This window comes from Pseudomonas kribbensis (genome assembly GCF_003352185.1).
Classification (GTDB): domain Bacteria; phylum Pseudomonadota; class Gammaproteobacteria; order Pseudomonadales; family Pseudomonadaceae; genus Aquipseudomonas; species Aquipseudomonas kribbensis.
Genome location: NZ_CP029608.1, coordinates 5,558,101 through 5,572,244 on the forward strand (window position 1 = coordinate 5,558,101; position 14,144 = coordinate 5,572,244).

Here is a 14,144-nt window from a genome sequence, read left to right on the forward strand (position 1 = left end):
TCATCGGCCCATGCGTGAAGTGGTGCCCAGCATCCTCCAGCCAACCGGTCTTTGCAATGCTGGCAAGACCGCCCGGTCACGGGTTGTGCCAGAAGCGGTACAAACTGTCACCCGAGCTGTACCGATACCGTCACAGACGCTTGCCATTTGTCCGACAGAAATCACGCAAGGCCTTGATTTGCCTGCCCTGCACGGCAGTGGCCCGACCTTTGCTCTACGCTTAAAGCAAGCGCACATGCGCGTTTCTCTAATAAGTACAAAGCCAAGGAGAACATCATCATGCGTTACGCTCACCCCGGTACTGAAGGCGCCAAAGTCTCGTTCAAGAGCAAGTACGGTAACTACATCGGCGGCGAGTTCGTCGCGCCTGTCAAAGGTCAGTACTTCACCAACACCTCGCCAGTGAATGGCCAGCCGATTGCCGATTTCCCGCGTTCCACTGCCGAAGACATCGAAAAGGCGCTGGACGCCGCCCACGCCGCAGCCGATGCCTGGGGCTCGACCTCCGCCCAGGCCCGCTCGCTGATCCTGCTGAAGATCGCCGACCGCATCGAACAGAACCTCGAAACCCTGGCGATCACCGAAACCTGGGACAACGGCAAAGCCATCCGCGAAACCCTCAACGCCGACATCCCGCTGGCCGCCGACCACTTCCGCTATTTCGCCGGGTGCCTGCGCGCCCAGGAAGGCAGCGCAGCCGAGATCGACGGCAACACCGTGGCTTATCACATCCATGAACCGCTGGGCGTGGTCGGCCAGATCATCCCGTGGAACTTCCCGATCCTGATGGCCGCGTGGAAACTCGCCCCGGCCCTGGCCGCCGGCAACTGCGTGGTGCTCAAGCCTGCCGAACAAACCCCGCTGGGCATCAGCGTGCTGCTGGAACTGATCGGCGACCTGCTGCCACCGGGCGTGCTCAACGTGGTGCAAGGGTTCGGCAAAGAAGCCGGCGAAGCCCTGGCCACCAGCAAACGCATCGCCAAGATCGCGTTTACCGGCTCGACCCCGGTCGGCTCGCACATCATGAAATGCGCCGCCGAAAACATCATTCCGTCCACCGTGGAACTGGGCGGCAAATCGCCGAACATCTTCTTCGAAGACATCATGCAGGCCGAGCCAAGCTTCATTGAGAAGGCCGCCGAAGGCCTGGTGCTGGCGTTCTTCAACCAGGGCGAAGTCTGCACCTGCCCGTCCCGCGCACTGGTTCAGGAGTCGATCTATCCGCAGTTCATGGAAGCGGTGATGAAGAAAGTCAGCCAGATCAAACGTGGCGACCCGCTCGACACCGACACCATGGTTGGTGCCCAGGCGTCCGAGCAGCAATTCGACAAGATCCTGTCGTACCTGGAAATCGCCAAGGGTGAAGGTGCCGAACTGCTGACCGGCGGCAAGGTGGAAAAACTCGAAGGCAACCTGGCTTCCGGTTATTACATCCAGCCGACCCTGCTCAAGGGCACCAACAAGATGCGTGTGTTCCAGGAAGAAATCTTCGGCCCGGTGGTGAGCATCACCACCTTCAAGGACGAAGCCGAAGCCCTGGCGATTGCCAACGACACCGAGTTCGGCCTCGGCGCCGGCCTCTGGACCCGCGACATCAACCGCGCCTATCGCATGGGCCGCGCCATCAAGGCCGGTCGTGTGTGGACCAACTGCTACCACCTGTACCCGGCGCACGCCGCGTTCGGCGGGTACAAGAAGTCCGGCGTCGGCCGTGAAACCCACAAGATGATGCTCGACCACTACCAGCAGACCAAAAACCTGCTGGTGAGCTACGACATCAACCCGCTGGGCTTCTTCTAAAAAACCGGGCGGCACCGAACGATCGGTGTCGCCCCTTTCATCCCGATGACAAACCCTGGCCTGGCCGCTCTGGCACGGGCCTTGCGTACCCGTCATTCAGGATTTGCGTGAACACCGCCGCTGCGTGAACAGCATCCATTCACTCAACCGCTGCACCCGAAAGTCCAACAGATCGAACAATAAAAAAGACAGAGAGGACTTATGACTTCCACCACACAGCTCAAACCCACACTCGGCACCCTGCATCTCTGGGGCATTGCCGTCGGCCTGGTGATTTCCGGCGAATACTTCGGCTGGAGTTACGGCTGGGGCACGGCGGGAACCCTGGGTTTCCTGGTCACGGCCCTGATGGTCGCGACCATGTACACCTGCTTCATCTTCAGTTTCACCGAACTGACCACCGCGATTCCTCACGCGGGCGGGCCGTTTGCCTACAGTCGTCGGGCGTTCGGCGAAAAAGGCGGATTGATCGCCGGGATCGCCACGCTGATCGAGTTCGTGTTTGCCCCGCCGGCCATCGCCATGGCCATTGGCGCCTATCTCAATGTGCAATATCCGGAGCTTGATCCGAAGGTCGCGGCGGTCGGCGCGTATTTCGTGTTCATGACCCTGAACATCCTCGGCGTCAGCATCGCCGCGACCTTCGAACTGGTAGTCACCGTACTCGCCGTCGCCGAACTGCTGGTGTTCATGGGCGTGGTTGCGCCGGGCTTCAGTTTCAGCAACTTCGTACTCAATGGCTGGTCGGGCTCCAGTGAATTCAGTCTCGGCTCGATTCCCGGGATCTTCGCCGCCATTCCCTTCGCGATCTGGTTCTTCCTCGCCATCGAGGGCGCGGCCATGGCGGCCGAGGAAGCCAAGGACCCGAAACGCACAATTCCCAAGGCCTATGTCAGCGGCATCCTGACCCTGGTGTTCCTGGCCATCGGCGTGATGGTGATGGCCGGCGGCGTCGGCGACTGGCGACAACTGGCGAACATCAACGACCCGCTGCCCCAGGCAATGAAAGCGGTGGTCGGCAACAACTCGACGTGGATGCACATGCTGGTGTGGATCGGCCTGTTCGGGCTGGTGGCGAGTTTCCACGGGATCATCCTCGGCTACTCGCGGCAGTTCTTTGCCCTGGCCCGGGCCGGTTACCTGCCGAAAAGCCTGGCCAAACTCTCACGTTTCCAGACCCCGCACCGGGCGATCCTGGCCGGCGGCGTCATCGGCATCGCCGCAATCTACAGCGACGGTCTGGTCAATCTGCAAGGCATGAGCCTCACTGCCGCGATGATCACCATGTCGGTGTTCGGCGCCATCGTGATGTACATCATCAGCATGCTCAGCCTGTTCAAACTGCGCAAAACCGAACCGAATCTCGAGCGTACCTTCCGCGCGCCGGGCTATCCGATCGTGCCCGGGATCGCGCTGTTTCTGGCGCTGGTGTGCCTGGTGGCAATGGCCTGGTTCAACACCCTGATCGGTGGCGTGTTCCTCGGGTTCATGGCTGCCGGTTACCTGTACTTCCAGCTGACCGCCAAGCAACGCTCCGAAGCACCGGCAGACGCTATGCTCGAAGGTATCTAGAAGTTGCACCGGCACCGGGCCTCAGGCTCGGTGCCTGCACTAAAAGCATTCATTCAGGAGGACTGCGCCCCATGGCCGCATTTGCCCATACCGTCGGCGCCCAGACCTACCGCTTCGACAGCCTCAAGGACGTGATGGCCAAGGCCAGCCCGGCGCGTTCCGGGGACTTTCTGGCCGGCGTCGCCGCGCTCAACGATGGCGAGCGCGTAGCCGCGCAAATGGCGCTGGCCGACATCCCGCTGAGCCATTTCCTGCAGGAAGCGCTGATTCCGTACGAAGCCGATGAAGTCACCCGGCTGATCATCGACAGCCATGACAAACAGGCCTTTGCTGTCGTCAGCCATCTCACCGTTGGCGGCTTTCGCGACTGGCTTTTGAGCGAAGCGGCCGACGAGTCCAGTCTGCGAGCCCTCGCGCCCGGCCTGACGCCGGAAATGGTCGCCGCCGTGTCGAAGATCATGCGCGTGCAGGATCTGGTGCTGGTGGCACAGAAGATCCGCGTCGTGACGAAATTTCGCGGCACCCTTGGCCTGCGCGGACGGTTATCCACAAGGCTGCAACCCAATCACCCGACCGACGAACCGTCCGGCATCGCCGCGAGCGTTCTCGACGGTCTGCTGTACGGCAACGGCGACGCCATGATCGGCATCAACCCGGCCACCGACAGCATCGCCTCGATCTGCGCGATGCTGGAAATGCTCGACGCAATCATCCAGCGTTACGACATTCCGACCCAGGCCTGCGTGCTGACCCATGTCACCACTTCTATAGAAGCGATCAACCGTGGTGTGCCGCTGGATCTGGTGTTCCAGTCGATTGCCGGCACCGAAGCGGCCAATGCCAGTTTCGGTATCAACCTGAACGTGTTGCAGGAAGGTTATGAAGCGGGCCTGAGCCTCAATCGCGGCACGCTCGGACAAAACCTCATGTATTTCGAAACAGGCCAGGGCAGCGCGCTGTCGGCCAACGCCCACCACGGCGTCGATCAACAGACCTGCGAGACCCGGGCCTACGCCGTGGCGCGACATTTCAAGCCGTTTCTGGTGAACACCGTCGTAGGTTTCATCGGCCCGGAATACCTTTACAACGGCAAACAGATCATCCGCGCCGGCCTCGAAGACCACTTCTGCGGCAAGTTGCTTGGCGTGCCGATGGGTTGCGACATCTGCTACACCAATCACGCCGAAGCCGACCAGGATGACATGGACACCCTGCTGACCCTGCTGGGCGTGGCGGGGATCAACTTCATCATGGGCATCCCCGGCTCCGACGACATCATGCTCAACTACCAGACCACTTCGTTCCACGACGCGCTCTATGCACGCCAGACCCTGGGCCTGAAACCGGCGCCGGAGTTCGAGCAGTGGCTGGCGAACATGGGCATCTTCACCCAGGCGGACGGCAAGGTCCGCTTCGGCAACAATCTGCCGCCGGCGTTTCGCCAGGCGTTGGCGCAACTGGGATGAGTCAGATGGAAAAACCGCCCGTCGATCCACAAAACCCCTGGCTTGAGCTGCGTCGCCTGACCCCGGCGCGGATCGCCCTCGGCCGTACCGGCACCAGCCTGCCGACCCGCGCACAACTGGATTTCCAGTACGCCCACGCGCAGGCCCGGGATGCCGTGCATTTGCCCTTCGATCACGCCGGGCTCAGCGCCCAACTGGCCGAACGCCAACGTGACAGCCTGCTGCTGCACAGCGCGGCGACGGATCGCAACAGTTACCTGCAACGCCCGGATCTGGGGCGCAAGTTGAGCGATCAATCGGCCCAAGCCCTTCGCAAATATGCACTGGCGCATCCGGGCGGGGTGGATCTGGTCATTGTCGTGGCTGACGGGCTTTCAGCGCTGGCGGTGCATCGCCATACCTTGCCGTTCATCTCCCGACTGGAAGAACAGATGACCGCCGACGAATGGTCAATCGCACCGGTGGTGCTGGTTGAGCAAGGTCGGGTGGCGGTTGGCGATGAAATCGGCCAGTTGCTGGGGGCAAAAATGGTCGTGATGCTGATCGGAGAGCGCCCCGGCCTCAGTTCACCGGACAGCCTCGGTTTATATTTCACCTACAATCCAAAGGTCGGCCTCACCGATGCCTACCGCAATTGCATCTCCAATGTGCGGCTTGAAGGCTTGAGCTACGGCATGGCGGCCCATCGCCTGCTGTATCTGATGCGCGAAGCCTGTAGACGGCAGCTGTCGGGGGTCAATCTGAAGGACGAGGCGCAGGTTCAGACGCTGGAATCGGAAGCCGGTGCAGATATGAAGAGTAATTTCCTACTCGATCCGCCCCCCGCCTGAACCGTTTCCGCATTGCCTTACTGCGCCGGTTTCAGGCAGGATCGACGCACGGCCGCCCGGGTTTCCCATCGCCGTCAGAGCAGTTGAAGACAGCCACTTGAAGACGAGACCTATCATGCGGATTATTCAAGCGACCCTCGAACACCTGGACCTGCTGGCCCCGCTGTTCGTCAAATATCGAGAGTTCTACGGCGCACTGCCTTATCCGGACTCGTCCCGGGCCTTCCTCGAAAAGCGTCTGCGGCGCAAGGAATCGGTCATTTACCTGGCCCTGGCCGATGATGACGACAAGAAGCTCATGGGCTTCTGCCAGCTCTACCCGAGCTTTTCCTCGCTGTCGCTCAAGCGCGTGTGGATCCTCAACGATATCTATGTCGCCGAAGATGCCCGCCGCCAACTGGTCGCCGACAACCTGATCCGCACCGCCAAGCGCATGGCCAAGGAAACCCAGGCCGTGCGCATGCGCGTGTCCACCAGCAGCGACAACGAAGTGGCGCAGAAAACCTACGAATCCATCGGATTCAAGGAAGACACCGAGTTCAAGAACTACATTTTGCCGATCAGCGACGAACTCTGATTTTTTCTAACAGTGCGGATGCAGGCCTTTGTGGCGAAGGTGCGAACCCCTCGCCACAAAGGCCTGCCCCTCGCTTCCCCCTCGAAATGCCCCGCTACAAAACCAACGCGCTTTTCACCTATCAGATCGTATAATCCTGTGCTTTCCGGCTTGTAAGAAAAACTACACCCGCTTGTAGGCTTACACCGAATCATCCGCACAGGCCTGCCGAGTCGGGCCATCACCACAGGTGCCCACATGGATTTCAACCCGATCGACATCATTCTGCATCTCGACGTCTACCTCGACATGCTGGTGAACAACTATGGGACCTGGATCTACGCCATCCTGTTTCTGGTCATCTTTTGCGAAACCGGCCTGGTGGTCACACCGTTCCTGCCGGGTGATTCGCTGCTGTTCATCGCCGGCGCAGTGGCCGCAGGTGGCGGCATGGACCCGGTGCTGCTGGCCGGTCTGCTGATGCTGGCGGCGATTCTCGGCGACAGTACCAACTACGTGATCGGACGAACGGCCGGCGAGAAGCTGTTCAGCAACCCGAACTCGAAGATCTTCCGCCGGGATTATCTGCAACAGACTCACGACTTCTACGACAAGCACGGCGGCAAGACCGTGACCCTGGCGCGCTTCCTGCCGATCATCCGGACGTTTGCACCGTTCGTCGCCGGTGTCGCCAAAATGCCTTATCCGCGTTTCTTCGGCTTCAGCGTATTCGGCACCATCCTGTGGGTCGGCGGCCTGGTGACTCTGGGCTACTTCTTCGGCAACGTACCGTTTATCAAGAAGAACCTGTCGCTGCTGGTGGTGGGCATCATCCTGCTGTCGCTGGTGCCGATGATCATCGGCATGCTGCGCAGCCGCCTCGGTGGCGCCGGTTCCAAAGCCGAATCGCGCTGATCCGATGTGGTCACTGAGCGCCTGGCGACGCCGGCGCATTCTGGCTAAGCACCCGATTGCCGATGACATGTGGCAGCGGGTGCATCACCACTTGAGCTTCCTCGACGGCATCAGCGCCACGGAAGATCAGTGGCTGCGCGAAGCCAGCGTCCTGTTCCTCGAAGAAAAGCACCTGACCGCACTGCCCGGCGTCGAACTGCATCAGGAACAACGCCTGCTGCTCGCCACCCAGGCGCAATTGCCGCTGATGCACCTTGGCGATCTGAACTGGTATCAGGGCTTTCACGAAATCATTCTGTACCCCGACGACTTTCTCAGCCCCCAGCGCCACCGCGATGCCAGTGGCGTCGAGCATGAGTGGGACGGCGAGCACAGCGGCGAAGCGTGGCAACAAGGGCCGATCATTCTCGCCTGGCCCGGAGTGATGGCCAGTGGTGGCTGGGAAGGCTACAACCTGGTGATCCACGAGCTGGCGCACAAACTCGACATGCTCAACGGCAACGCCAACGGCCTGCCACCGCTGCACGCCGACATGCGAGTCAGCGACTGGGCCGAGGTCATGCAAAAGGCTTATGACGACCTCAACCGCCAGCTCGACCGCCATCCGGACGCCGAAACCGCCATCGACCCGTATGCCGCCGAGAACCCGGCCGAGTTCTTCGCCGTCACCAGCGAGTACTTTTTCAGTGCCCCGGATCTGCTGCACGAGGCTTATCCACAGGTGTATGCGCAACTGCAGCTTTTCTACCGACAGGACCCGCTGGCCCGACTGAAGCAACTTCAGGCCACCGACCCGGTCTATCAGGCACACGAGTAAGGCCCGGACGACCTTCGGTGCATGGCATCGCGGGTGGAATATGCCTATAATCGCCGCCACTTTTTGGTCAATCCGGCCAAGTGTTTTGGTCTACTAACGGGGGCAACGCCCAATGAGCTACAGCAAGATTCCGGCTGGCAAAGACCTGCCGAACGACATCTACGTCGCGATCGAGATCCCGGCCAACCACGCGCCGATCAAATACGAAATCGACAAAGACAGCGATTGCCTGTTCGTTGACCGTTTCATGGCCACCCCGATGTTCTACCCGGCCAACTACGGTTACATCCCGAACACCCTGGCTGACGACGGTGATCCCCTGGACGTGCTGGTCGTAACCCCTTACCCGGTTGCGCCAGGTTCGGTGATCCGCGCGCGTCCGGTCGGCATCCTGAACATGACCGACGACGGCGGCGGCGATGCCAAAGTCATCGCAGTCCCTCACGACAAGCTGTCCCAGCTGTACGTGGACGTGAAGGAATACACCGACCTGCCAGCCCTGCTGATTCAGCAGATCGAGCACTTCTTCGCGAACTACAAAGATCTCGAAAAAGGCAAATGGGTGAAAATCGAAGGCTGGGACGGCGCTGACGCTGCCCGTGCCGCGATCACCAAGTCGGTTGCTGCCTACAAAGGCTAAGCCTCGCGACCTGCGACACGCTTGAAGAAAACCCCGGTTGATCCGGGGTTTTTTGTGCCTGGTCGATAGGTGCTTAAACAGCTTGTTTATAGCGGCCTACAGAAAAGTTTTGCTGTGTGTAATTTCCCACAAGTACGTCTTACATCCCGTCGCAAAATTTGCCCTGATTTTGAACGCAAGGTTTATTCAAACCGCTCTAGGCCGGCCGTAGACTCGTGTTTATGAGAAAGAACACTAGCGGTCCAAGATTCAAGGCACTCCTGGAAGCTGCGAACATCACCACCACGGGATTCGCAAAGTTCTGGGGCACGGAAGCCCAAAACGTTCATAACTGGTACACCCGGGGCGTACCCGCGTACCGCATGGAAGAAGTCGCGCGCCTGCTCTCCGTCAATAGCCAGTGGCTGAAAACCGGCGAAGGTCCGAAAGAAGCGCCGCACCTGTATACCGCCGGCGACACGCTGGATGCCCAGGCGATTCAGGGCGTCTATACGGTGCTCGAAACCAACGACATCGAACTGCCGCTCTACAAGGAAGCCCCGACTGCACCTGGCTCCGACAAGACCCATGTCATCAAGGACCCGGAGCAAACCATCCGCCTGCCCCGCAGTCACCTCGAAGCCCTGGAAATCCGCCATACCGACGCCATCTGCACCCACATGATCGGCAACAGCATGGCCGAGAAGATCGAAGACGGCTCCACCCTCGCCATCGACCGCGGCCTCACCCAGGTGGTGGACGGCGAAATCTACGCCATCGAACACGACGGCATGCTGCGCATCAAATACCTGCACCGCATGCCCGGCAACGCCCTGCGCCTGCGCAGCCACAACAGTGCCGAATACCCGGACGAAATCTTCCGCGCCGCGCAGATCGAGGAGCAGAGGATTCATGTGCTGGGGTGGGTGTTCTGGTGGTCGACCCTGGGCAAGCGGCGGCCGGTGGTGCCGTTTCTCTGAGTCACCCGGTGTGGTGGGAGCCAGCCTGCTGGCGATGAGGCCCTGAAAGTCGGTACAAATCCCGGATTTTCTCCAGTTTGATCGCTCTAAACCGCACTTCAAGCTGGGAATCAGAAGCAAAACTCAGTATCCTGCGCCCCACATTCGCGCATCGACCCGCCCAGCGGCCCAGATGACGCCTGACGCGGCAGACCACTGTCTGACCAAGTCCCACAGCCGGACGCAAGATCCGGGTGTACGTTTTGAAGGCTGGCGCGGTTTACCAAAAATAAACCAAGCCAGTCCCCGAGAAGCCGGCCACAAGCCGGCTTTTTAATGCCCGCAGAAAAGTTGCTGATTCAGCATTAATAGTGTCAACACCGCTTTCCCGCTAGGCACAGACGCCTGAAAGTGTAAGTCGCATCTCTTTGTGCCGAAGGAAATCTCCTAGAGCGCTCCAGTCACCTTGCGCCTGAGAATTGCGCTGGCTAATCTTCAGCCTTGCCTGCAACCCCGTAAGGCAGCACCGATAGCCAGGCGGAAATAGCATGCTCGACAACCCTGTCAGCCTAAGTACACAGCCCGAGGGTTACAGCGAATGGCTGACCGATCTCAAGAGCCGAATCCATAGCGCTCAACAGCGCGCAACACTGGCAGTCAATCGCGAACTAGTGCTTCTTTACTGGCAGATCGGCCACGATATCCTGTCTCGGCAAGCGCAACAGGGCTGGGGAGCAAAGGTGATCGACCGCCTGGCTCAGGATCTGCGTGCAGCGTTTCCAGAAATGAAAGGTTTTTCCCCACGCAATCTCAAATACATGCGCGCTTTTGCGGAGGCGTGGCCGGACGCAACATTTGTGCAAGGGGTGCTTGCACAATTGCCTTGGTATCATCAGCTGGCGCTGCTGGACAAATTACATTGCACAGAAAGCCGCCTCTGGTACGCCTCTCAGGCCATCGAGCACAACTGGTCACGCAGCATTCTGGTAATGCAAATCGAGACCCGCTTGCTGGAGCGCAGCGGCAAGGCAATCAGTAACTTCGACAGCAACCTGCCAAAACCTCATTCCGACCTAGCCCGCGAGTCGCTGAAAGACCCGTACCGTTTCGATTTCCTCGGTCTGACCGTAGATGCCCAAGAAAGAGAAATTGAAAATGCTCTAATCAAGCATGTCACTGATTTCCTCTTGGAGCTGGATGCAGGCTTTGCATTCGTCGGTCAGCAAGTACTGCTGGATGTGGGTGGTGACGAGTTCTTTATCGATCTGCTGTTTTATCACCTCAAGCTCCGTTGCTACGTGGTGATAGAACTCAAGGCTGGCAAATTCAAGCCCGAGCATTTGGGGCAACTGAGTTTTTATCTGACCGCAGTCGATGCACAGCTCAAACACCCCCAGGACAGCCCGACCATTGGTCTACTGCTATGCAAAAGCAAAAATAAGGTAGTAGCTGAATATGCCCTACGTGACAACGCCCGCCCTATCGGGGTGGCGGAATACCAATTGGTAGAGTCTCTGCCGGTAGAATTTCAAACCAGCCTGCCCAGCATCGAACAAATCGAGCGTGAGCTGGCGAGTGATGACATATCGAGGAATGGTGACGAGCACTGATCGCACCAGCTTTTTGGATTAAGACAGAGGTCATTATTCAGTCCCGAGAAACATCGACCTCGCGGAGAGTTTCACCGTTACCCGGCACGGAAAAGCAAGGAACAATAGTGCACAAGGACGTTTCAAAATTGATAACCCACCTCATGAATTCACGCCTGACATCTGCTGCCCTGGCAACGACTGCATACCTCAGCCTGACAGCATGCGTGGGAATAGGCGTTTCCCTCCCTGAAAAAACCACACTCAAAACCGACGCCTACAGAGTACAAAACTACCGCTCGACTCCCCCACAGATCACCAGAACAGCAAAATCGACACCTGTCCGAGAATGGTGCGGAATTACCGTCTGGGCGCTGGTAGTTCCGGTGCCATTGAAGCTGCCGGTGTGCACGTCGTACTCCGAGCAATCCTTCGGCAAAGACGAATTCGGAAACGAAGCCGTTCTGCTCAACACCGAGCAAGAAGTGCCATCTCCGCTATACGCTTGTGGCCCATTCATGGTGCTGGGACCCATCGTTCACGGATATGAAGGCAATGCACTGTGCGGCGTTTTCCCCAACTGACTCACGGATAGCTGAACGACTTCACCAACGTCAATTCCCCCACCGCCCGCATCGGCACCACGAACGTTTCCATCTTTTCGCTCGGCGTCCCTTCTTCGGTAATCACCGTCACCTGCGCGGTAGTCAGCGGCTGTACCGCCTCTTCCCCACCTTCGTCATCCCCGCGATAACCACCGCCGAAGTAGTTCACATACACCAGATACTGCCCCTTGATCGGCGCCGGCATGGCGAAGATTTCCGGGCCGTAACCGGTGGTCACGTCGACATCCAGCGCGGCGCCGTTGGGGGCGACGCGGTCGCCGTACCAGATGTGCGCGCCGTCAGGTGTGATCAGGTGCAGGTCGAGGTCGGTGCCGTCGCTGTCCCAGGACAGCAGCACGCGCAGCTTGGCCGGGGTGGCGCCGCCGTTGGCGTTGAGGAACTGGGTGCGGTGGCGTTGCTGGCCGTCGGGACTGCGGACTTCGACGCTGTTGCTGCCTTTGGGGAAGGAGAACGGGCGGTCGAAGCGGCCGCTGTCGTCGATTTTCAGCGGCATGCTGACGCCGTTAACGATCAGCCGGCCGGGCTCTTTGCTTTTCGGTGTGGCTTTGATTTCGCCGCTGATGCGCGCGGTGTTGGCCTGGCCGACCGGGGTGTTCACCGAAGAGGCCGGGTAGTTGACGGTCTGGCGGAAGCTTTCACCTTCGCCCTCTGGCGCGCCGGTGCGCCAGCCGCCGACCGGGGTGTCGAGTTTGACGCTGTCGGCGGCCATCGCCATCGGCCATGCATTGAGGGCGCAGAGCAACAGCAAGACCTGTGGATAACGGAGTGTCATGGTCTATTCCAGCAAAAGGTGACGGGCGAGCCCTTCGATGTAGGTTTCATCCTGGCCGTTGGGGTGTGCTTCAAAGGCCAGGTGCAGGTATTCGTGAGTCAGGTCGAGGCGGTCCTGCAACGACAGCACGCCGCGTACGTAGATGCGCTGGCGTTCGCGGTCGACGAAGGGACGGCCGAACGCGAGCTTGCAGACGGCGAAGGTGCTGACTTCGTTGTAGCCGGTTTCGCTTTCCAGCCTTGGACGCCAGCCGCGCCGTTGTTTTTGCAGCCAGTCTTGCGCGGCGGGCAGCGCTTCGCAGGACGCCACCGGGTTGTCCCAGCGACTGAGGCTCGCGCGCGGATAGGCGTGCAGCAGAATCGCGTCGTAGCGCTGGCCGGCATTGGCTTGTTCGACGGCTTGTTGCCAGGCCAGTTTGTCGGGGCCGGGTTGATCGGAGTGATAGGTGACGGTGCTGCCGGCCAGCACCAGATCCGCCGTCCAAGCCGCGATGTTGCGCGACTCGACAGAGGCTGGACGCGGTGCGACCCGCTGGCGGGTGCTGCTGTCGTCGATGCTCAGACATTCGCCGTTGCGCGTGGCGTTTTGCAGCAGATACGTGCGGATCGCCACGGCCAATGCTTTGGCCGCTTCGGCGGGTTCCGGTTTGGCTTCGCGCTCCAACACCCGAGCGACGTATTCTTCGCGATCCAGCCGCGCCACAAGCTTGTCGTTGAGTAGAAACAGTTCGCCATCGCTGTGGATATCCAGCGCATTGCCGTTGGCGAATTCGACGCGGTAATCACCCTGCAACGGGCCCGAACCCGCCACCCGATCACCGGCCAGAACCCGGGTAACGGGATAACGCGAAAACAGACCGACCTCGACACATCGCCCCGCCTCCGCCGGCCATGACGCGGGCAACACCGTCGCCAACGCCGAACCGTAATGCCGCAAAACCATCTGACTGGTGCCGCGACCGCCGGCCCAGATCGGCGAGCCATCCGCCGTCCAGCCAGCAAAACCGCCCTGACGTGATTGCGGATCCTGATCGCCGAGCCAGCTCCAGGTTTTCACCCGCAAGCGCCCGCCAAGTTCACCGACGACATTGCCGTCCGCCGCGTTCAGCACCACGTCGAGCAGCACCCGGCGCAGCTGATCCTGAGCCGGCAACCAGGATAAAACCTTCAGCAAGTCAGCCACGGACACCCGGGTAGCCGGCTGCACCGATGGCAGGTCCAGCAACCACGACGGCGCCTGTCGCGCCTGCCAATAGGATTTCCAGTCGCCAGCGGTTATGCCCAGCCGCGCCGGCTCGAAATACAACCCGCAGGATTTCACCAGCGCCTGATCACGCTCGATCTTGCCGCCCGCGGTGCAGCAATAGACTTCTTCCTTCGACTGCCCGCGGCACTCATACGCCGGCTCTTGCGCACCGGTATCCACCAGCCAGGCGTAGACAAACACCTTCCACAGACTGCCCAGCGGCGTATCCAGCGACGACGGCAACGGCTCGCGAGCGGTCAATTGCGTGGTGCTCAACGACAGCAACTCGCCTTTGTAGGCCACGCGCAGCGGTTCATCCTGCGCCGTCGCCAGCGCAGGAATCACACACAACATCAGCCACAGCAGCGGCCGGTTCAT

Annotated in this window: 13 protein-coding genes; 11 read left to right on the forward strand and 2 right to left on the reverse strand. The window is 60.1% G+C overall.

What is annotated here, in order from left to right; genetic code table 11:
* Positions 1 to 279: 279 nt before the first annotated feature.
* The 11 genes from exaC to DLD99_RS25465 all read left to right on the forward strand — a co-directional run bounded on the left by exaC (position 280) and on the right by DLD99_RS25465 (position 11,707).
* The gene (exaC, locus tag DLD99_RS25415; RefSeq protein ID WP_114885769.1) at positions 280 to 1,800 is read left to right on the forward strand and encodes an acetaldehyde dehydrogenase ExaC; all 1,521 of its coding nucleotides are present in this window, start codon (positions 280 to 282) and stop codon (positions 1,798 to 1,800) included.
* 201 nt (positions 1,801 to 2,001) lie between these two features.
* The gene (gene eat, locus DLD99_RS25420; RefSeq protein WP_085712300.1) at positions 2,002 to 3,372 is read left to right on the forward strand and encodes an ethanolamine permease; all 1,371 of its coding nucleotides are present in this window, start codon (positions 2,002 to 2,004) and stop codon (positions 3,370 to 3,372) included.
* 71 nt (positions 3,373 to 3,443) lie between these two features.
* A complete protein-coding gene (locus DLD99_RS25425) occupies positions 3,444 to 4,838 on the forward strand; it encodes an ethanolamine ammonia-lyase subunit EutB (RefSeq protein WP_114885771.1) in 1,395 nt (464 codons plus the stop codon).
* Positions 4,835 to 5,668, forward strand: a complete 834-nt coding sequence (gene eutC / locus DLD99_RS25430) for an ethanolamine ammonia-lyase subunit EutC (protein ID WP_425273000.1) — start codon at positions 4,835 to 4,837, stop codon at positions 5,666 to 5,668. Before DLD99_RS25425 ends, eutC begins: the two co-directional genes overlap by 4 nt.
* Positions 5,669 to 5,783: 115 nt before the next feature.
* Positions 5,784 to 6,245, forward strand: a complete 462-nt coding sequence (locus tag DLD99_RS25435) for a GNAT family N-acetyltransferase (RefSeq protein ID WP_085712303.1) — start codon at positions 5,784 to 5,786, stop codon at positions 6,243 to 6,245.
* Positions 6,246 to 6,482: 237 nt separating this feature from the next.
* The gene (locus DLD99_RS25440) at positions 6,483 to 7,139 is read left to right on the forward strand and encodes a DedA family protein (RefSeq protein ID WP_085712304.1); all 657 of its coding nucleotides are present in this window, start codon (positions 6,483 to 6,485) and stop codon (positions 7,137 to 7,139) included.
* 4 nt (positions 7,140 to 7,143) lie between these two features.
* Positions 7,144 to 7,956: a M90 family metallopeptidase gene (locus DLD99_RS25445; RefSeq protein ID WP_114885773.1), complete on the forward strand. Its 813-nt coding sequence runs from the start codon at positions 7,144 to 7,146 to the stop codon at positions 7,954 to 7,956.
* 112 nt (positions 7,957 to 8,068) lie between these two features.
* The gene (gene ppa / locus DLD99_RS25450; RefSeq protein ID WP_007933577.1) at positions 8,069 to 8,596 is read left to right on the forward strand and encodes an inorganic diphosphatase; all 528 of its coding nucleotides are present in this window, start codon (positions 8,069 to 8,071) and stop codon (positions 8,594 to 8,596) included.
* A 221-nt stretch (positions 8,597 to 8,817) separates the two neighbouring features.
* A complete protein-coding gene (locus DLD99_RS25455; protein WP_114885775.1) occupies positions 8,818 to 9,555 on the forward strand; it encodes a S24 family peptidase in 738 nt (245 codons plus the stop codon).
* A 527-nt stretch (positions 9,556 to 10,082) separates the two neighbouring features.
* Complete coding sequence (locus tag DLD99_RS25460; RefSeq protein ID WP_114885777.1) at positions 10,083 to 11,144, forward strand: PDDEXK nuclease domain-containing protein; 1,062 nt, start codon at positions 10,083 to 10,085, stop codon at positions 11,142 to 11,144.
* Positions 11,145 to 11,251: 107 nt separating this feature from the next.
* Entirely contained in the window at positions 11,252 to 11,707 is a 456-nt protein-coding gene (locus DLD99_RS25465; RefSeq protein WP_244220756.1) for a hypothetical protein, read from the forward strand.
* Between the two features lies 1 nt (position 11,708).
* Here DLD99_RS25465 and DLD99_RS25470 read toward each other — a convergent pair whose 3' ends face one another.
* Both DLD99_RS25470 and DLD99_RS25475 read right to left on the reverse strand, forming a co-directional pair.
* The gene (locus DLD99_RS25470; protein WP_114885778.1) at positions 11,709 to 12,521 is read right to left on the reverse strand and encodes a YfaP family protein; all 813 of its coding nucleotides are present in this window, start codon (positions 12,519 to 12,521) and stop codon (positions 11,709 to 11,711) included.
* Positions 12,522 to 12,524: 3 nt separating this feature from the next.
* The gene (locus tag DLD99_RS25475) at positions 12,525 to 14,144 is read right to left on the reverse strand and encodes a DUF2300 domain-containing protein (RefSeq protein ID WP_114885780.1); all 1,620 of its coding nucleotides are present in this window, start codon (positions 14,142 to 14,144) and stop codon (positions 12,525 to 12,527) included.